This is a genomic window from Paracoccus rhizosphaerae (assembly GCF_026162645.1).
In the GTDB taxonomy this organism is placed as follows: Bacteria; Pseudomonadota; Alphaproteobacteria; order Rhodobacterales; family Rhodobacteraceae; genus Paracoccus; species Paracoccus rhizosphaerae.
The window spans coordinates 1-17,554 of sequence record NZ_JAOTBE010000018.1; the positions used below are offsets into that span (position 1 = coordinate 1).

18 protein-coding genes, 1 pseudogene and 2 riboswitches are annotated in these 17,554 nt (G+C 70.5%); of the genes and pseudogenes, 5 read left to right on the top strand and 14 right to left on the bottom strand.

Annotated elements, in window-relative coordinates:
• Positions 1-108 (top strand): annotated as a pseudogene (locus OC184_RS08595) (IS5/IS1182 family transposase); the annotation flags it as partial.
• A 179-nt stretch (positions 109-287) separates the two neighbouring features.
• Here the strand turns inward: OC184_RS08595 and OC184_RS08600 are convergent.
• Complete coding sequence (locus OC184_RS08600) at positions 288-497, bottom strand: hypothetical protein (RefSeq protein WP_265506793.1); 210 nt, start codon at positions 495-497, stop codon at positions 288-290.
• Positions 498-628: 131 nt separating this feature from the next.
• Between OC184_RS08600 and OC184_RS08605 the strand changes: the two genes are divergently transcribed.
• Positions 629-1,828: a CAP domain-containing protein gene (locus OC184_RS08605; protein ID WP_265506794.1), complete on the top strand. Its 1,200-nt coding sequence runs from the start codon at positions 629-631 to the stop codon at positions 1,826-1,828.
• A gap of 6 nt (positions 1,829-1,834) precedes the next feature.
• On the opposite strand, the gene cobF is transcribed toward OC184_RS08605, so the two are convergent.
• The 6 genes from cobF to cbiE form a co-directional block, all read right to left on the bottom strand.
• Entirely contained in the window at positions 1,835-2,575 is a 741-nt protein-coding gene (cobF, locus tag OC184_RS08610; protein WP_265506795.1) for a precorrin-6A synthase (deacetylating), read from the bottom strand.
• Positions 2,572-3,237 (bottom strand): energy-coupling factor ABC transporter permease, encoded by a 666-nt coding sequence (locus tag OC184_RS08615; protein WP_265506796.1) that lies wholly within the window; start codon positions 3,235-3,237, stop codon positions 2,572-2,574. The genes cobF and OC184_RS08615 overlap by 4 nt, the downstream gene beginning before the upstream one ends.
• 36 nt (positions 3,238-3,273) lie before the next feature.
• A riboswitch (cobalamin riboswitch) is annotated at positions 3,274-3,492 on the bottom strand.
• Positions 3,493-3,512: 20 nt separating this feature from the next.
• A complete protein-coding gene (locus OC184_RS08620) occupies positions 3,513-4,838 on the bottom strand; it encodes a cobyrinate a,c-diamide synthase (RefSeq protein WP_265506797.1) in 1,326 nt (441 codons plus the stop codon).
• The gene (gene cobM, locus OC184_RS08625) at positions 4,835-5,608 is read right to left on the bottom strand and encodes a precorrin-4 C(11)-methyltransferase (RefSeq protein ID WP_265506798.1); all 774 of its coding nucleotides are present in this window, start codon (positions 5,606-5,608) and stop codon (positions 4,835-4,837) included. The genes OC184_RS08620 and cobM overlap by 4 nt, the downstream gene beginning before the upstream one ends.
• Positions 5,605-5,934: a cobalamin biosynthesis protein gene (locus OC184_RS08630; protein WP_265506799.1), complete on the bottom strand. Its 330-nt coding sequence runs from the start codon at positions 5,932-5,934 to the stop codon at positions 5,605-5,607. The genes cobM and OC184_RS08630 overlap by 4 nt, the downstream gene beginning before the upstream one ends.
• A complete protein-coding gene (cbiE, locus tag OC184_RS08635; RefSeq protein WP_265506800.1) occupies positions 5,931-7,121 on the bottom strand; it encodes a precorrin-6y C5,15-methyltransferase (decarboxylating) subunit CbiE in 1,191 nt (396 codons plus the stop codon). The genes OC184_RS08630 and cbiE overlap by 4 nt, the downstream gene beginning before the upstream one ends.
• On the opposite strand from cbiE, the gene OC184_RS08640 reads away from it, so the two are divergent.
• Positions 7,120-7,860: a cobalt-precorrin-6A reductase gene (locus OC184_RS08640; RefSeq protein ID WP_265506801.1), complete on the top strand. Its 741-nt coding sequence runs from the start codon at positions 7,120-7,122 to the stop codon at positions 7,858-7,860. The genes cbiE and OC184_RS08640 overlap by 2 nt on opposite strands.
• Positions 7,861-7,901: 41 nt before the next feature.
• On the opposite strand, the gene cobJ is transcribed toward OC184_RS08640, so the two are convergent.
• From cobJ to OC184_RS08675, 7 genes are read right to left on the bottom strand one after another with little or no spacing between them, the layout of a single operon-like run.
• Entirely contained in the window at positions 7,902-8,636 is a 735-nt protein-coding gene (cobJ, locus tag OC184_RS08645; RefSeq protein ID WP_265506802.1) for a precorrin-3B C(17)-methyltransferase, read from the bottom strand.
• Complete coding sequence (locus OC184_RS08650; RefSeq protein ID WP_265506803.1) at positions 8,633-9,376, bottom strand: precorrin-2 C(20)-methyltransferase; 744 nt, start codon at positions 9,374-9,376, stop codon at positions 8,633-8,635. The genes cobJ and OC184_RS08650 overlap by 4 nt, the downstream gene beginning before the upstream one ends.
• A gap of 3 nt (positions 9,377-9,379) precedes the next feature.
• Positions 9,380-10,009, bottom strand: coding sequence for a precorrin-8X methylmutase (locus OC184_RS08655; RefSeq protein WP_265506804.1), 630 nt, complete (start codon positions 10,007-10,009; stop codon positions 9,380-9,382).
• Positions 10,009-11,148 carry a precorrin-3B synthase gene (gene cobG, locus OC184_RS08660; RefSeq protein WP_322630193.1) on the bottom strand — a complete coding sequence of 380 codons (1,140 nt, stop codon included), beginning with the start codon at positions 11,146-11,148 and terminating at the stop codon, positions 10,009-10,011. Before cobG ends, OC184_RS08655 begins: the two co-directional genes overlap by 1 nt.
• Positions 11,109-14,339 (bottom strand): cobaltochelatase subunit CobN, encoded by a 3,231-nt coding sequence (cobN, locus tag OC184_RS08665; RefSeq protein WP_265506805.1) that lies wholly within the window; start codon positions 14,337-14,339, stop codon positions 11,109-11,111. The genes cobG and cobN overlap by 40 nt, the downstream gene beginning before the upstream one ends.
• Positions 14,339-15,382 carry a cobalamin biosynthesis protein CobW gene (gene cobW, locus OC184_RS08670; protein ID WP_265506806.1) on the bottom strand — a complete coding sequence of 348 codons (1,044 nt, stop codon included), beginning with the start codon at positions 15,380-15,382 and terminating at the stop codon, positions 14,339-14,341. The genes cobN and cobW overlap by 1 nt, the downstream gene beginning before the upstream one ends.
• Positions 15,383-15,384: 2 nt before the next feature.
• The gene (locus tag OC184_RS08675) at positions 15,385-15,750 is read right to left on the bottom strand and encodes a DUF1636 domain-containing protein (RefSeq protein ID WP_265506807.1); all 366 of its coding nucleotides are present in this window, start codon (positions 15,748-15,750) and stop codon (positions 15,385-15,387) included.
• 95 nt (positions 15,751-15,845) lie between these two features.
• A riboswitch (cobalamin riboswitch) is annotated at positions 15,846-16,046 on the bottom strand.
• 41 nt (positions 16,047-16,087) lie between these two features.
• On the opposite strand from OC184_RS08675, the gene cobO reads away from it, so the two are divergent.
• Together cobO and otsB are read left to right on the top strand one after the other, a co-directional pair.
• A complete protein-coding gene (cobO, locus tag OC184_RS08680; protein WP_265506808.1) occupies positions 16,088-16,717 on the top strand; it encodes a cob(I)yrinic acid a,c-diamide adenosyltransferase in 630 nt (209 codons plus the stop codon).
• Between the two features lie 108 nt (positions 16,718-16,825).
• Entirely contained in the window at positions 16,826-17,548 is a 723-nt protein-coding gene (otsB, locus tag OC184_RS08685) for a trehalose-phosphatase (RefSeq protein WP_265506809.1), read from the top strand.
• The last annotated feature ends 6 nt before the right edge of the window (positions 17,549-17,554 follow it).

The window sequence follows — 17,554 nt, forward strand, 5'->3', positions numbered from 1 at the left end:
TTCGGCAGGCTTAAAGACTGGAGGCGCGTGGCGACCCGCTACGACCGATGCCCAAAGGTCTTCCTATCCGCGATCGCCCTCGCAGCTGTCGTCATCTATTGGTTATGAATCCTGACCCTAACGCTTCTCAGATGAATTATCTGATCGCAGGCATCGTTAAGGGAATCTCTTGATCAAGCCGTAGAGCGACACATCCCATTCCACTCCATCATATCCTCCAGCAGCGCCTTCTTCCCCCTTTCGCTGATCCGGCGGGGGTCTCTCCATGGGAACCCGCGCCCCAAGCTCTAGGGGGAACACAGCGGCTCCTCGTCCATGCCCGCTAGCGCCGCGTGCTCTTCGCGCTGCGGATCGTCGAATTCGGGGCGGCGGCCCTCCAGCCCCTCGGCCTCGCGGTGCTCGGTGGCTATCGCCCAGAACTTGATCGATGCCGCCGGCGAGCCAGGATCGCGATTGGTGACGCCGGCTTGGGCTCGCACAAGGTCACACCCCAGCAAGCGTTATCCTGCCTGCGACGGCAAGCTTCTGCCCATCGGATGCCGTTCCTTGACCGATTCCCAGTTTCCTGCTTGAAGCGCAGGCTGGCGGTGCCATACGCTTCAACCGAAGCGTGTAGAGAGAGGCGCCGATGTCCCATGCCACCCCGGCCGAGCGGTATTTCCTGCAGTTGGTCAACCAGGAACGTGCGCGCCACGATCTTGCGCCGCTGGTCCTGGAGATGCGCCTGAACGACTCGGCGGCGGCCCACAGCCGCTGGATGCTGGAGGACGACACGTTCTCGCACACGGGCGAAGGGGGCTCGAAGGCGTCCGAACGGGTGCGGGACGCGAACTTCCCGCTCGAGGGCAGCTGGCGGGTGGCCGAAAACCTCGCCCTGATCTCGGACGACCGGGACGGGTCCTTGATGGACGAGGTCCGTCAGATGCACGTCAACCTGATGAACAGCCCCGGTCACCGGGCCAACATCCTGGATCCCAGGGTCGAATACCTGGGCGTGGGGATCGAGGTCGGGAACCTTGGCAGCGACCGCGTCGTCATGGTGACGCAGAACTTCGCCGCGACCGGCGGGCAGGTGCATCTGGACGCGGCGCCGGGGGTGGCGATCACCACCGTCGGCGCGCCGATGCTGAACGCGCCTTCACCTTCAATTGCGGCATGGCGGGCGCAGGTCGGAGACTATCACCAAGGTCCCTTTGCTACGGCCGGAAACGACCAGATCCTGCGCGGAGACGGGAACGACACGGTCTGGGGCGGGACAGGTTTCGACTGGATCAACGGGGGCGGTGGCGCCGACGCGCTTCATGGCGGGCGCGGCAACGACGTGATCATGGGGCATCTGGGGAACGACCGGATCTGGGGCGATATCGGTGGCGATCGCCTGTCCGGCGGTGCGGGGAACGACATCATGGCCGGCGGACCGGGATATGATGTGATGACCGGGGACATGGGCGACGACCGGATGTTCGGCGGCGATCATAACGATCGCCTGTTCGGCAACTGGGGCGCCGACACGCTATTGGGCGGTACGGGCAACGACCTGCTGGCGGGTGGTCTTGGAAATGACGAGCTGCATGGCGGTGCGGGCGCGGACCAGTTCGTCTTCGCCGGGCAGGTCGGCGTCGATCGGATCGTCGACTTTCAGCCGGGTATCGACCGCATCCTGATCGACAAGGATCTGGTGGGGCGCGATGTGACCGACTTCGTCCGCGCCGATGTTCGCGAAACCGATTTCGGAGTGGTGATCGATCTGGGGTCGGGGAATCGCATCGCCCTGACGAACCCGAACCTGAGCTGGCAGGACGTGGCGGACGATATCTTCCTGTTCTAGGCGGTCTCAGACCCGCTGCAGCAGGTAGCAGTCCATGATCCAGCCGTGCGAGGCGCGGGCTTCGGCGCGCGTCTTGATGATCCTCGGTCCGGCCTCGGCCAGCGGACCATGGTCCCGGATCTGCTGCGGCATCCCCAGGAAGGCGCCCCACCAGATCCGGATGCCCTCCGGCGGCAGGCTCTGGAAAGCGCAGGCGCCGTCGAGCATCACCACCAGCCGGTCCACCGCTGCGGGCCACCCGTGGTCGCGCAGCATCCGGCCAGTGGTGATCTGCACCGGCGCGCCCAGGTCGTTCAGCGGGATCGCGTGGGCCGCGCACAGTGCCTGGATGGCGGTGATGCCGGGAATGACCGTCACCGGCGAGTCCAGCCGCGCCGCGATGCGCAGGCTGCTGTCATAGAGGGACGGGTCGCCCCAGACCAGCAGCGACACCTGGCCACCATTGGGCAGGTGTCGCGCGATCTGGGCCGACCATGCCAGGGCGATGGCGTCGTGCCAGCGCTCGACCGCGCCGAGATAGTCCGCGTCGGCGGTATCGCGGCGCGGCAGGTCGAACTCTGCCCGCCGGACGCGGCCGCCGGTCAGGTGCCGCCCGATGATCTCGCGGCGCAGCCCGGCCAGGTCGGCCTTGTCCTCGCCCTTCAGAGGGATCAGCACCAGGTCGGACGCCTGCAGGGCCTGGATGGCCTGCAGGGTCAGGTGATCGGGATTCCCGGTGCCGATCCCGATCAGGGTCAGCCGGATCATGCGTAGAGGCGCGGCGTCACCAGCCCGCTGTCACGAAGCCGGTGCAGGGATTTGGCACCGGCCAGCAGCGCCAGATCGACCAGAGGCTCCAGCGCCACGACCAGCATGTAAGCGGCGCCGAATGTGGCGACGCCTTCCCACGCGGCAGCGCCCTGGCCATAGAAGGCCCAGAACGCCACCCAGGCGACGACCCCGCCCTGGAAGGCCGTCGACAGTGCCAGCGCCTGGCCATAGCTCAGGTCGACATAGGCGGTGTGGGGGGCGACGACGCGGCGGGCGACCGCGGCGACCGCGAACAGCGGCACCAGCAGCGTGGTGACGTTCATGCCGTATTGCGGCAGATCGAAGGGCGCGAAGAACAGCCCCTGCGCCAGCAGGCCAAGCGCCAGGCCGATGGCGGCAGGCGCCGCGCCAAAGATCAGGAACAGGGTCGATCCCAGGATCAGGTGCACCTCGGACACGCCGACGGCGACATGGGGCAGCACCTGAAAGAAGACGAAGGTGGCGACGGTCGCCAGCGCGGCCCGCGCGCCAAGCGAAGCAAGGCCCCGTTCGCGCAGGGCGTCCACCGCCAGCTTCAGGGTATAGATGCCGGCGGTCGCGGCGGTGGCATAGCTGAGCACGATCTTCGCGCCAGCGACGATGCCCGGTTCGATATGCATGGTCATGTCTCCTGTGGCCGTCACACCCGACGGCGGGAAAGGTTTCCTGCCATGGCCGGTTTCCTGGCTTGCGGGTCAGGGCGCGGCGTCGGCCTTCCCGGGGTGGCCCCAGTGGCACGGGTGACGCGCGCTCTCCGCATACAGTCGCGGGGGCGGCTGGGGCTTCGGGCGCCGCGATTGGGTCCGCCCTTCCCCATTCCCGATGAAGCCCGACGCCTGAGGCATCGCATGGGCACCATGCAGGCCTTCACCTGAACGTCATCGCGTCGCCTGCGTCAAGTCGCGGCAGGCGCGATCAGATGAAAGAATGTCCCCGTAACCTGCCCGCCGCCCGGCATGGCGCGGTGGCTGCCGGTTTCGGGAACCTCGGCACCATTGGCATCCGTGACCCGCGCCAGCGGCGCATCGGGCTGCGACAGGATCGAGGCATAGTGGAATTCATGCCCCCGCAGCGGCTGGCGGCCCAGGCCGGGCGTCGGGGCCACGGGCTCGGCCCGCCGGTATCCCAGGTGCATCCGGCGCTTGGCATAGCTGGTTTCCAGCCCCAGAAGGCCCAGCATCTGGTGGCGGGTGCCATCGGCATCGACCAGCCCCGCCCCCAACGCCATATAGCCTCCGCATTCGCCATGCACCGGGCGCGTTTCGGCAAAGCGGTGCATCGCCGCCCGGAACCCCTGGGCCGAGGCGATGCGCAGGGCGTGCAGTTCGGGATAGCCGCCGGGCAGCCAGCAGCAGTCGGCGCTGTCGTCCGGCCCCTGGTCGGCCAGCGGAGAGAAGGGCAGGATCGTCGCACCGGCCCGGCGCCAGGCCTCCATGACATGGGGATAGACGAAGCTGAAGGCCGCGTCGCGGGCCAGGGCGATCCGCATGCCGGGCGGGGTCAGCGGCAGGGGCGCCGCATGATCGGGCAGGGTGCGCCCGGCGGCGGCAGCGACGATGGCGTCAAGGTCGCAATGGGCGCCGACGAAATCACCGGCATGGTCCAGGATCGCCTGCAGGCCGGCGGTCTCCTCGGCCTGGACCAGCCCCAGGTGCCGTTCGGGCAGGATGATGTTGCCCTGGCGCGGCAGGACGCCCAGCACCGTGATCCCGGCATCGCGCATCCCCTCGCGGATCAGGGCCTCGTGCCGGGCAGAGGCGACGCGGTTCAGCACCACCCCCGCGAAGGGCAGGTCCGGGCGCAGCGTCGCAAAGCCGCGCGCGGTGGCGGCGGCCGACTGCGCCTGACCGCCCACGTCCAGGATCAGCACCACCGGCCAGCCCATCATCTGCGCGATCTCGGCGCTGGAGCCGATGCCGGTCTCACCTGCCGAGGCCACCCCGTCGAAGAGGCCCATCGACCCTTCGGCCAGCACCAGGTCGGCGGGCGGTTGTCCGGTGACATGGGCGGCGATACGCCCCGGCTCCATCGCCCAGGCATCAAGGTTGAAGCTGGACCGCCCCGAGGCCGCGTGATGGAACCCGGGATCTATGTAGTCCGGCCCGGACTTGAAGGGCTGCACGGTCAGCCCCCGGCGCCGCAGCGCTGTCAACAGGCCAAGCATCAGCATCGTCTTGCCGGTCCCCGAGGCGGGGGCCGAGATCATCAGGCCGGGCGTCATTCCGGAAACCTCGGATCAGCGCCGACGGGGCGATAGCGGCGGTCGTAATCGGCGGCATACAAACGGCTGTCGTCGAAGCCTTCGGCCGCCAGCGCCGGGCCGACCAGGATCAGCGCAGTACGGTCGATGCCCTGCGCGTCGCCCTGCACCCGCGACAGGGTCGAACGGATGATCCGCTGGTCGGGCCAGCTGGCCCGCCAGACCACCGCCACCGCGCAGTCCGGGCCGTAGTGCGGAGCCAAGTCCGCCACCACCCGGTCCAGGGCGTGGATCGACAGGTGGACCGCCAGCGTGGCCCCGGTGGCCCCGAAGGCGGCCAGCGTCTCTCGTTCCGGCATGGTCGAGGCGCGGCCCGGCGTCCGCGTCAGCACCACCGACTGCGCCACGCCGGGCAGCGTCAGTTCGGCCTCCAGCGCGGCGGCGGCGGCGGCGAAGGATGGCACGCCCGGCGTCACCTGGAAGGGGATGCCAAGCAGGCGCAGGCGGCGCAGCTGTTCGCCCATCGCCGACCAGACCGACAGGTCGCCCGAATGCAGCCGCGCGACGTCATGGCCCGCGGCATGTGCGTCGGCCATTTCCTGGATGATTTGGTCCAGGCTCAGCGGCGCGGTGTTCACGATCCGCGCGCCGGGCGGGCAGTGCTGCAAGAGCGCGGGCGGCACCAGGCTGCCGGCATAGAGGCAGACGGGGCAGGCGGCAATCAGGTCGCGGCCGCGCAGCGTGATCAGGTCGGCGGCACCGGGGCCGGCGCCGATGAAGTGGACGGTCATGGAACCTCTGCGATGGCGATGGCGATGGTGACGGGGCCGAAGCTGCGGCGCGGGGTCAACAGGCGGCCGCCGCAGGCGATGGCGGCAGCCTCGGCCACCGATCCTGTAGCGTACAGCGCCTGGATACGCGGTGATTGCGTGGGCGTCTCGATGCCCGCCACGGAGACCAGGCGCAGCGGCAGGCTCAGGGCGGCGGCGACGGGGCGCAGTTCTGCGGCACGGGCGGGAATGGTCGCCAAGGCATCGGCTCCGCCAGATGCCGTTAGCGCGGCCATGATCGGGCCGGGGCCGGTGCCCGGACGGCAGCCTATGCCCGCGACCCTCATCGGCTGACCGCCCATTGCACGACCGGGCGCGCGGGCTGCCAGCCGCGCATCGTGCCTAGGGGGGCGGCGCGGGCGATCTCGATCCGTGTCAGATCGCCACCGCGGCGGGCATGGAGGTCGGCCAGCAGCGCCTCGGACTCCAGCGTGACGGCATTGGCGACCAGCCGCGCACCCGGCGGCAGTGCGGGCCACAGCGCGTCGAACAGCGCCGCGCTGGCCCCGCCGCCGACGAAGACCGCATCCGGTTCCGGCAGTTCGGCCAGCGCCTGCGGAGCCGCGCCCTGGTGCAGCGTCACGCGATCCGCCACGCCGAAATGGTCCAGGTTCGTGCGGATCAGGTCCAGCCGGTCCGCCCGAGGCTCCAGGCATATCGCCCGCCCCCCGGCCAGTGCCCATTCGACCGAGATCGAGCCGGACCCGCCGCCGATGTCCCAGAGCAGCGCCCCGGACCGGGGCTGCAGTGCCGCCAAGCTCAGCGCGCGGACCGGCGACTTGGTGATCTGGCCCCGATGCGCAAACAGGTCGTCGTCCCTGCCCGGCACCGCCGCCAGCCCCCAGCCACGCGGCAGGTCGGCCCCGTTCAGCGCAACAGCGACCGGGGCGGCGACATCGTGAAGCGTGAACTCTGCCGCCACCGTCTGTCTGACCCGCTCCGCCGGCCCGCCAAGCCGTTCCAGCACGGTCATCCGCATGGCGCCCGCGCCCTCTGCCGTCAACCACACGGCGAGTTCGGCAGGCGCGCCTCCGTCCCGCAGCGCCGCGATGACCCGGCAGCCGCGCGCCAGATGCGGCCGCAGGCGCGTGAAGGGGGCGGCATGCAGGCCCAGGGTCGCGCAGGTCTCGATCCGCCAGCCAAGACGCGCCGCCGCCAGCGACAGCACCCCCGGCGCCGGCAGGGCGCGCCATTCGCCGGGCTGCAGCGCCGCAGCCAGGCTGCCGCCGGCGCCGAACCAGAACGGATCGCCCGAGGCCAGAACCGCCACCCGCTGCCCCCGCAGCGCTACGACTGGCGAGATGTCGAAGGGCACGGGCCAGGGCCGCCCGCGGTCTCCTGCCCCGGCCAGCCGCAGGTGGCGCGGCCCGCCAAAGATCACCTGCGCCGCGGCCAGTGCCCGGCGGCTTGCATCCCCCAGGTCGGTCAGGCCATTCTCGGTGATCCCGATGATCGTCAACCAGGGGTCAGACATGCCGCGCGTCCTTCTTCTGGGCGGAACGTCCGAGGCCAGCGCCCTGGCCCGCATGCTGGCCGGGGCAGGGGTGCCGGCGGTTTTTTCCTATGCCGGACGGACGGCCACGCCGGTCGCCCAGCCGCTGCCGCTGCGCATCGGCGGCTTTGGCGGAGCCGAGGGGCTGGCCCGCCACCTGCATGAGGGTGGCTTCACCCACCTGATCGACGCGACCCATCCCTTCGCGGCCCGGATCAGCCGCAATGCGATCCAGGCGGCCCGGTCCACCGGCACACCCCTGCTGGCACTTGAGCGGCCTGCGTGGCAGCCGGGACCCGGCGACGACTGGACCTGCGTGGCCGAAATCGACGGTGCCGTGGCCGCGCTGCCCCGCGACCCGACGCGGGTGTTCCTGGCAATCGGCAAGCAGAATCTGGCGGCCTTTGCCGGTCTGCCGCATCGCTGGCTGCTGCGGCTGGTCGACAGGCCCGACGTTCCACCCCTGCCGCGGGCCCGGATCGTGATCGCCCGCGGGCCGTTCACCGAAGCCGGCGACCACGAATTGATGGCCGCGCATGGCATCACGCACCTGGTCGCGAAAAACAGCGGTGGCGGCGGTGCGGCGGCCAAGCTGGCGGCGGCGCGGCGCCTGGGCGTCCGGGTGGTGATGATCGACCGCCCCGCGCTGCTCGACCGCCTGACCGTCGCCGAACCGGCCGAGGCGCTGGACTGGCTGAGCCGGGCTCCGACGACTGCCTGAAAGGCGCCGGTCCGCCGACGCGGGCGTCTGTTCCATCCGCATCACGCCCTGCCTGCGCTGCGGGGGGTATAGACCCACCGCCCGACACGCCGCGTGGCAGCGTTGCCGACCAGCACGACCGTGCGCATGTCAGCCATGTCCGGTCGTGCCTCGGCCAGCGTCACGACCGACAGCGCCTCGTCCGGGGTGCTGACGGCGCGGGCGAAGATCAGCAGGCGTTCGGGTTCGCATTCCTCTCGCAGGATCTCCAGCACGCGGGCAAAGCCCTCGGGGCGCGACCGCGAGCGGGGGTTGTAGAACGCCATGGCGAAATCGCCCCTTGCCGCGTGGCGCAGGCGATGTTCGACCAGCGCGAAGGGCTTGAGGTTGTCCGACAGGTTGATCGCGCAGAAATCGTGGCCCAAGGGCGCGCCTGCCCGCGCGGCCGCCGCCAGCATCGCCGTGATGCCGGGCAGGATGCGGATGTCAGGCTCGGCGCCCGCCGCCTCGACCGCCTCGAAAAGGGCCGAGGCCATGGCGAAGACCCCCGGATCGCCCGACGAGACGATCACCACCCGCCGCCCCGCCGCCGCGAGGTCCAGCGCGTGGTGGGCGCGGTCCAGCTCCACCCGGTTGTCCGACGGATGCAGGGTCAGGCCGGGACGCGGCGCCACCCGCGCGACATAGGGGATATAGCCAATCACGTCCGTCGCCTGATCCAGCGCGGTGGCGACTTCGGGCGTGACCAGCGCGTCATCGCCCGGCCCCAGGCCCGCGACGGCGATCCAGCCGGTCATTCGGCGGCGTCCGGCATGGCCACGGGACGGCGGCCCTGTCCGTGGACCAGCACGATGGCGAAATAGGGGCAATCGGCGGCCTCGACCTCGGCCAGCCGGGCAATGCGCTGGCCGGGCATGGTGCCACGCTCGACCAGCCAGGCGTCGTCCAGGCGCCCGGCGGCGGCCAGCGCGCGGCGGACCTTGGGCAGGTTGCGGCCGGTCTTCATCACCACCATCGCGTCGCAGGCGGCCATGTGGCGGGCCAGGTCGGCCTCGGGCAGGGTGCCCATCAGCACGGTCAGCACGTCGTCGCCCCAAGTGATCGGCGTGCCGCTGGCGTTCCAGCAGCCGACCATGCCGGGGATGCCGGGGATGACCCGCACCGGCACCCGGTCCCTCAGTCGCACGTAAAGATGCATGAACGAGCCATAGAGGAACGGGTCCCCTTCGCACAGCACGACCACGTCGTGGTTCTGGGCCAGCGCAGCCAGCCGGCCCGCCCACTCATCGTAGAACCGCGACAGCAGGTCGATATAGGCCGGGCTGTCGAAGGGCAGCTCCGTCGTCACCGGGTATTCCATCGGGTATTCGGCGCAGCCGGGGGGCAGCATTCCGTCGACGATCCGCCGCGCCTGCCCCTGCCGCCCCGGCTTGCGGAAGAAGGCCACATGGCGCGCGCCCCGGATCGCCCGGTCGGCACCGACCGAGATCAGGTCGGGATCGCCCGGGCCCAGGCCCGCGCAGATGATCTGTCCCATGGCTCACTCCTTCCGGCTGGCCAGCGCGTTGATCGCGGCGACGGTGATGGCCGAGCCGCCAAGCCGCCCGCGCACGATCACCGATGGTGCGGGCGGGGCCGCCATCAGCGCATCCTTTGATTCGGCCGCACCAACAAATCCCACGGGGCAGCCGATGATCGCGGCGGGGCGGGGGCAGGCGGGGTCCTCCAGCATGTTCAGCAGGTGAAAGAGCGCGGTCGGCGCGTTGCCGATGGCGACCAGCGCACCCTCCAGGTGCGGGCGCCACAGTTCCAGCGCGGCGGCGCTGCGGGTGTTGCCCATGTCGCGCGCCATGTCAGGAACGTGCGGGTCGTGCAGGGTGCAGATGACTTGGTTGTCCGCAGGCAGACGCGCTCGGGTCACGCCTTCGCTGACCATGCGCGCATCGCAGAGGATCGGGGCGCCGCCCGCCAGCGCGGCGTGCGCAGCAGTCGCCATGCCGGGTGTGAAGACCACGTCGCGTTCCAGCCCCACCAGCCCTGCGGCATGGATCATGCGCACGACGACGGGTTCCTCGTCGGCGTCGAAGCGCGTCAGGTCGGCCTCGGCCCGGATGGTGGCGAAGGACTGGCGATAGATCGCGGCGCCGTCCTTTTCGTAATCATGGGGCATCAGAGAACCTTCGGCAGTTGGTCGGAGTGCAGGCCGCGAAGCGCGGCGGGGTCGGCGGCGCGGCCATGACGGATCAGGTCGAACCCCTGGGGTGTGGCGGTCAGCGTGCGGTCGGCGGCGCGGGGCCAGCCGCAGCCCTTGGCGCAGCCCGACACATGCAGCACCGTGCCCGGCGGGACAAGTCCGGCCAAGCTGCGCGCCAGATCGCGTGTTTCGGCCTGGGCCTGCGGGCAGGCGGGGGCGCCGGGGCAGGCCCGCAGGCGCAGGCGCGGGTCTGTAGGGTCGAGGATCAGCCCCGGCATCTGCGGAAGATTGCGCGCGCCCTGCACCAGCAGCATCCGCCACGGCGTCACCCGCAGTGGGCCGAGTCGCGCCAGCCGGCGCAGCGTGTCGGGGGGGATCTGCCCGAATTCCAGCGCGGCCAGTGTGCCATGCACGCATGTCCCCGGTTCCGGAGCGGTTGCTGACGCGGGCGCCGGCAGGGTGGCATCGGGACTGATGCCCCGCGCGATCAGCGCCGCCATCCGGCCGCGGCCTGCGGTCGCGCCGCCCATGTCCAGGAACCACCTTGCCAGCGCCAAGGCGTCATCGACGCGGTGCAGGGGGGCCGCATGGTCCAGGCCGTCGGCGCGCAGCAGCAGGCCTCCGCGTCCGCGCTCGATGCGGATATCGGCGGGATCGCGGGTCAGGACGGGTGCCGCGCCGGTATCGACGGCGAAGCCGAATTTCGCCGGCAGCGGCAGGTCCGACGCGGCCAGCCGCGCAGCCAGCGCTTCGGCCAATGCGTCGGTTTCGGCATCCGCGAAAGGCGTCACGATGATGTTGCGCCGCGTTTCGGCCGCGATGTCTGCGTCGATCAGCCCGCGATCCGCCAGCGCTGCGATCAGCTTGGGGTGGCTGTCCGGCGTCACGCCCCGCAGCTGCAGGTTCGCGCGCCCGGTCAGCTCGATCACGCCGTTGCCGTGGGCCGTCGCGGCATAGGCGATGGCATCTGCCTGCGCCGCATCCAGCCGCCCGCCCAAGGGGCGGATGCGGACCACCCAGCCGTCGCCAGATTCCATTGGCCTCAGGGCGCCGGGGCACCAGCCCTTGACCACGCTCACAGCGTCACCGCGATGGAATTGCGCCGTGTCACCCACAGGCCCGCATCGTGCAGCTGCTGGAACAGGTCGCGCATGGCGGCCAGCGCCTGCGGGTTCTCGGCCTCCATGAAGTCGACGATCTCGGGCCGGCCAAGCGTCGCCTCGTGATAGAGGTCGAACAGGTGCGGCGGCACCGTCCCCGCCAGATGCGCGAAGGCTGCCATGTGGTCCAGCGTCGCCGCGATCTCGGCCGCGCCGCGAAAGCCGTGGCGGGTCATGGCGTCGGCCCAGGCCGGGTCGGTCGCGCGGGCGCGGACGGTGCGGGCGATCTCCTCGGTCAGGGTGCGGGCGCGGGGGCGGTCGGGTTGGGTGCTGTCCAAGTGATAGAGTGCGGCCTTGCCGCCGATCCGCGCCATGGCGGCGGCAAAGCCCGCCTCGTGCGCGGCAAAGTCGGCAGCCATCAGAAGGTCGGTTTCGGGCAGGTCCTGCGGGTGGACGAAGCTGTCGGCGCCTGACAGCCGCGCCTCCAGCCCGCTGCGGTCCAGGCGGCTGGTCCCGTCAGCCCCGATCGCCCAGCTGGAGGCCGAAAGCCAGGCCTCGCCCGCTGCCTGGCGGGCCGCGTCGGTGAAGCTGTCGGGCGCGGTGCCCATGCCCAGCCCGTATTGCCCCGGCTGCGGCCCGAAGACACGCGGCGCGCGGGCGGCATAGGGGTTCCCCGCCTCGTCACGCTCGGCCAGCGCGGCGGCGCCGGTCTCGAACAGCTGCGCCAGCACCGGGAAGACGTCGCGGAAAAGGCCCGAAACCCGCAGCGTCACGTCGATGCGCGGGCGGTCCAGCAGCGCCGCCGGGATCACCTCGACCCCCGAGACGCGCCCAGATCCCACGTCCCAGACCGGTTTCAGCCCGGCCAGGTGCAGCGCCATGGCGAATTCCTCGCCCGCGGTGCGCATGGTCGCGCTGCCCCACAGGTCGACGACCAGCCCCTGCGGCCAGTCACCGTGATCCTGCAGGTGGCGGCGCAGCAGCTCCTCGGCCAGCTTGACGCCCTGGGCATGGGCCGAGGGCGTTGGAACGGCGCGCGGGTCGACCGAGAACAGGTTCCGCCCCGTGGGCATCACGTCTGTCCGCCCCCGGTTCGGCGACCCCGAGGGGCCGGGGGCGACGAACCGCCCCTGCAGGACCGCCATCAGGCCGACGCGTTCCGCCTCGCCGCAGGCGCCGCTGCCCCAGACATGCAGCCCTTCGCCATACTGGCTTTCCTTGATGTCGCAGACGAAGCGGTCGATGCGGGTGATCGCCTCGGCCGCGCCGGCATCGGGCGGGATGCCCAGGTCGTCCTCGACCCCCAGGGCGCGGGCCTCCTCCCGGATGGCGGCAATCAGGCGGTCGCGGCGGGCCGGGTCCAGCCCGTCGGCGGTCGAATATTCGTCCAAGGCCCGTTCTAGCCCCGCCATGCCGGCGGGCAGGGCCGCATCGCGCATCGGCGGCGGCATATGGCCAAGCGTCACCGCGCCGATGCGCCGCTTGGCCTGCGCCGCCTCTCCGGGATCGTTGACGATGAAGGGATAGATGACCGGCATGGGCCCGGTCAGCGCCTGCGGCCAGCAATCGCCCGACAGCGCCACAGCCTTGCCCGGCAGCCATTCCAGCGTACCATGCGCGCCCATGTGGATCAGCGCATGCGGCGCTTGGGTGCGCAGCCACAGGTAGAAGGCGACATAGGCGTGGCGGGGCACGCGGGTCAGGTCGTGATAGTCGTCCTCGCGCCCCGCGCGGTGGCTGCGTTCAGGCTGCAGGGCCAGGATCAGGTTGCCCTGGCGGATCGCGGCCAGACGGAAGGCGCCGTCCCGGCAGTCGGGATCGTCCCCGGGTGCGCCCCAGGCCGCGTGCAGGTCGTCCCGCAGCGCCTGCGGCAGGGTGGCCAGAGCGTCGCGGTATTCCGCCAGCGGCCAGTCCAGCCGCTCGATGGTCAGGGCATTGGCGTCGACGGATGTGGCGTCGTATCCGGCCTCGGCCAGCATCCGCGCCACGGCATCGGCCGAGGCGGGCGCGTCCAGCCCGACGGCATGAGCCATCTGCCAGTCGCGACCGGGATAGGTGGACAGCACCATCGCCACCCGGCGGTCGCGCAGGGGCGTCCGGGCCAACCGCGCCCAGGCCTCGATCCGGTCCACGGCAGCGGACAGCAGGTCGGGGTCGGGGCGGTGGGCAAAGCGCGAATACTGCAGGTCGGTGTCCCGGCGTCCTGGCGACTTGAAGCTGATGACGCCGGCGAAGATGCGGCCGTCAACCTCTGGCAGGACGACGTTCATGGCCAGGTCCGAGGGCGACAGCCCCCGTTCCGCCTGCGCCCAGTCCCGGCGGCGGTTCGTCGACAGAGCCACCTGGAAGACCGGCGCCGAAAATCTCGTGAATGGCGCCGCGCCCGGCCCCGAGGAAGGAGTGCCTTCAACTGCTCCGCCCGCCGCGAATCCGGTGGCGTTGACGATGATCTGCGGGGGCGTCTTCAGCGCATCGGCCAGCCAGTCGCCCATCCCTTCAGCCTTCAGCGAGGGCGCGAAGGCCCCCATCGCCGTGATCCCGCGCCCGCGCAGCGCCCTGATCAACGCGTCCAAGGCGGCCATGTCGGCAGCGGCCAGCCAGCTGCGATAGAAGGTCACCAGCGCCTGCACATCGCCCGGCACCTCGACGACGCCATGGTCGGGATCATAGAACCCCATCTGCGGCAGGGTCTTGCGGCCCGGCACCGGCGCGGCCTCCAGTCCCGAGGCAACGGCCAGCTGCGCCAGCGCCGCCTGAGCCGCGACCGCCCCGCCCTGGTCGCAATGCCGCCGCAGGATACGCAGCACCGAGGCCGGCACCGTCGAGACCTGATCCAGCCGCGCATCGTCGCGCCCGTCGGCTGGCAGCACGGCCAGCGCGATCCCCTTCCGGCGGGCAAGGTCCTGCACCGAGGCGAGGCCATAGGGCCAGTACGCCTCTCCTCCGATCAGGCGGATCAGGATGCCCTTTGCGCCGGACAGGGTGTTTTCGACATAGGTATCGACCGACACCGGGTGCCGCAGGGCCACCAGATTGCACAGTCGCGTCGACGGCAGGCCTCCCGCCGCACGTTTCCACGCCTCCGCGAACGCCCCCAGGTCGCTGTCCGAGAATGACAGGACCACCAGATCCGCAGGCTGCTGGCCCGGATCATAGGGGGTGTCGGAGCGTTCCAGCCCGACCTGTTCGCGGAAGATGACGTGCATCAGGCGGGCACGGCCTCCAGTACGGCGCGGATGGCGGCCGGGTCGACATGGTCGTGTTCGGCGATCACCACCAGCCTCGACTGGCGGGGCTGGTCGCCCCAGGGGCGGTCGTACTGGTGGCGCACCCGCGCACCCACGGCCTGCACCAGCAGGCGCATGGGCTTGCCCGCCACGGCGACATGACCCTTGACGCGCAGGATGTGCTGTTCGGCGGCCAGGCGCGCGATGCGGTCCGACAGGTCGGCGGGGTCGGTGATCTCGGGCAGGTCGATGACGACGGTATCGAAATCCTCGTGCTCGTGATCGTCGGCGCCGTCGTGGTGGCTGGGACGGGCGGCCAGGTCATCCTCGGCCGCGGCGCCGAGGCCCAGGATCAGCCGCGGGTCGACCACGCCCTCGGCCACGGTCAGGATGGGCAGGGGGCGGGGGGCCTCGGCCTCGATCACGGCGCGGGCGGCGGTGATGCCGTCTGGACCGGCCAGGTCGGCCTTGGTCAGCAGCACGACATCGGCGCAGGCGATCTGGTCCTCGAACACCTCGGACAGGGGGGTTTCGTGGTCCAGGCTGTCGTCGGCGGCGCGCTGCGCGTCGACGGCGGCCACATCCGGGGCGAACCGGCCCGCCGCCACGGCCTCGGCATCGGCCAGGGCGATCACGCCGTCCACGGTGATGCGCGACCGGATCGCCGGCCAGTCGAAGGCCTTCAGAAGCGGTTTCGGCAGCGCCAGCCCCGAGGTCTCGATCAGGATGTGATCGGGCTTCTGCGGCAGCGCCATCAGCGATTCCAGCGTCGGGATGAAATCATCGGCGACCGTGCAGCAGATGCAGCCGTTCGACAGCTCCAGGATGTTCTCGGCCGGGCAGCTTTCGTCGGCGCAGCCCTTCAGGATGTCGCCGTCCACACCCATCGTGCCGAATTCGTTCACGATCACCGCCAGCCGCTTGCCCTGCGGGTTCTGCATCAGGTGGCGGATCAGGGTCGTCTTGCCCGACCCAAGAAAGCCTGTGATCACGGTGACGGGGGTCTTCAACAGGTCGGTCATGGTCACTCCTGCGCGGGAATTTGCGGGGGGATTCTGGCAAGGCTCTGCTTGCGGAAGATGGTGGGGCGTTCGCGCCATGGCACGATTCCGTCGGGGGTGCCGGCATAGGCTGTGGCGCCGGCCAGGATGTCGGCGGCGTCATCGGGGGTCAGGCGGCCATAGACATAGGACCACTTGCCCGGCGCCGACAGCGCGACCGAACAGCCCTGCGAACAGGCCGACAGACATTCGACCGCGCGGATCTGCACGCCCTCGGGGGCCGCGGCCTGCAGCGCGTGGTGCAGGACGGATCCGGGGCGCGGGGCGTCGGGGTCGTCCACGGGGGCCATCCCGCGGCAGGTGGTGCAGACATGCAGAACAGCGCGCATCGCCGGCCTTTCCTTCAGGGGGTCAGGGGATGCCCGAAAGGGACGGCGCGGATTGTCCGGCCGTCGCCTGCCGGTCGCGAAGCACCCCGTTCGCCCGTCAACAACATGTGCTGGCAGGTCTCCCGGCTTGCGGATCCAGGGTTTCCCCAACGGTCGTCCCACCTTCCCGGCATCTGCCAGTGGATCGGGCGACCTTTCCGGTCACGGTCGCGGGGGCGGCTGCGCCTGGGGCCAAGGCCCTGTCGCATTCCCTCTTCGCCTGTCATAGGACAGGAACCAACACGCGCCTACCAAAAGCGCCGCGCCCGCGATTTGTCAACCTTGCAGGAGCCTGCCCGTGACCCGGAACGATGCGAATCCCGACGACGACCTGGCCCGCCACGCCCAGAAGATGGCCAAGAAGAAGGCCGCCCGCGACCGGATGATGGAGAACAAGACCGGCGAAAAGGGCTTGGTCATCGTCCATACGGGGCCGGGCAAGGGTAAATCTTCCAGCGGTTTCGGGATGATCATGCGCTGCATCGCGCATGGGATGCCGTCCGCCGTGGTGCAATTCATCAAGGGCGCCTGGGACACTGGCGAACGTCGCCTGCTGACGACGCATTTCGAGGACCTCTGCCAGTTCCACGCCATGGGCGAGGGGTTCACCTGGGAAACCCAGGACAAGTCGCGCGACATCGCCGCCGCCCAGGCAGGCTGGGCCAAGGCGCAGGACCTGATCCGCGACCCCAAGATCCGCATGGTCCTGCTGGACGAGATCAACATCGCCTTCCGCTATGGCTATCTGGACGTGGCCGAGGTGCTGGCCTTCCTGGCCGACGAAAAGCCGCCGATGACCCATGTGGTCCTGACCGGCCGCGGCGCGCCCGAGGCGCTTGTCGAGGCGGCGGACCTGGTAACCGAGATGACGCAGGTCAAGCATCCGTTCCGCGCCGGCATCAAGGCGCAGGCGGGGGTGGAGTTCTGACGCTCATGCCGCAGCGCGGCAAAAAAATCGCACAAGTGCGTGAACCGGCGCGGGTGCTGAGGGGTTGGTTGTTGAAACCATCCCTCTGCCCATCCTGCAGGAGCACTGATGAACCCGCCCCCGCTTCCCGACGCCGCCGCGCTGTTTCTTGATTTCGATGGCTGCCTGGTCGAGATCGCCCACCGCCCGGACGCTGTCGTGGTATCGGACGCGCTGCGCGACCTGCTGGCCCGGCTGACCGACAGGCTGGGCGGCGCGCTGGCGCTGATCTCGGGCCGGGACGTGGCCGACCTGCGGGGGCATCTGGGTGATTTTCCCGGCATCATCGCCGGCAGCCACGGGTCTGAACTGTCGGTCGCCCCCGGCGACATCCGGACGCTGCACCAGGTCCCCTTCGATGCGGCGGCGCTTCATTCCCGCGCGCATGAGCTGGCCGCACCGCATCCCGCCATCCTGGTCGAGGAAAAGCCGCATGGCGTGGCGATGCATTACCGTGAAGATCCCTCGCTGCAGAACTTCGTCGAGGATGCGATGCAGGATCTGGCCGCGCAGAACCCGCACCTGATGCTGCAGCCTGCCAAGATGGCGCTGGAGCTGCGTCCGGCTGGCGTCGGCAAGGATACCGCGCTGGCGCAACTGATGCAGATGCAGCCGTTCGAGGGCCGCGTCCCGGTCTTCGCCGGCGACGACACCACCGACGAGCCCGCCATGGAGGAGGTGCAGTCCCGCGGCGGCTTTGCCATCAAGATCGGCGACGGCCCCACCGCCGCCCGCCACCGCCTGTCCGACCCGGCCGCGCTGGCGGCCTGGCTGGACGCATCGCTGACCTGAGGAGAA

Excerpts from the sequence above, each read along its gene's own strand:
- OC184_RS08630 (WP_265506799.1), bottom strand. The coding sequence starts at position 5,934 with ATGAGGGTCGCGGGCATAGGCTGCCGTCCGGGCACCGGCCCCGGCCCG.
- OC184_RS08620 (WP_265506797.1), bottom strand. The coding sequence starts at position 4,838 with ATGACGCCCGGCCTGATGATCTCGGCCCCCGCCTCGGGGACCGGCAAG.
- cobM (WP_265506798.1), bottom strand. The coding sequence starts at position 5,608 with ATGACCGTCCACTTCATCGGCGCCGGCCCCGGTGCCGCCGACCTGATC.
- OC184_RS08650 (WP_265506803.1), bottom strand. The coding sequence starts at position 9,376 with ATGGGACAGATCATCTGCGCGGGCCTGGGCCCGGGCGATCCCGACCTG.
- OC184_RS08655 (WP_265506804.1), bottom strand. The coding sequence starts at position 10,009 with ATGCCCCATGATTACGAAAAGGACGGCGCCGCGATCTATCGCCAGTCC.
- cobN (WP_265506805.1), bottom strand. The coding sequence starts at position 14,339 with ATGCACGTCATCTTCCGCGAACAGGTCGGGCTGGAACGCTCCGACACC.
- cbiE (WP_265506800.1), bottom strand. The coding sequence starts at position 7,121 with ATGTCTGACCCCTGGTTGACGATCATCGGGATCACCGAGAATGGCCTG.
- cobJ (WP_265506802.1), bottom strand. The coding sequence starts at position 8,636 with ATGACCGGCTGGATCGCCGTCGCGGGCCTGGGGCCGGGCGATGACGCG.
- OC184_RS08675 (WP_265506807.1), bottom strand. The coding sequence starts at position 15,750 with ATGCGCGCTGTTCTGCATGTCTGCACCACCTGCCGCGGGATGGCCCCC.
- OC184_RS08615 (WP_265506796.1), bottom strand. The coding sequence starts at position 3,237 with ATGCATATCGAACCGGGCATCGTCGCTGGCGCGAAGATCGTGCTCAGC.
- OC184_RS08605 (WP_265506794.1), top strand. The coding sequence starts at position 629 with ATGTCCCATGCCACCCCGGCCGAGCGGTATTTCCTGCAGTTGGTCAAC.
- otsB (WP_265506809.1), top strand. The coding sequence starts at position 16,826 with ATGAACCCGCCCCCGCTTCCCGACGCCGCCGCGCTGTTTCTTGATTTC.
- OC184_RS08640 (WP_265506801.1), top strand. The coding sequence starts at position 7,120 with ATGCCGCGCGTCCTTCTTCTGGGCGGAACGTCCGAGGCCAGCGCCCTG.
- cobW (WP_265506806.1), bottom strand. The coding sequence starts at position 15,382 with ATGACCGACCTGTTGAAGACCCCCGTCACCGTGATCACAGGCTTTCTT.
- cobF (WP_265506795.1), bottom strand. The coding sequence starts at position 2,575 with ATGATCCGGCTGACCCTGATCGGGATCGGCACCGGGAATCCCGATCAC.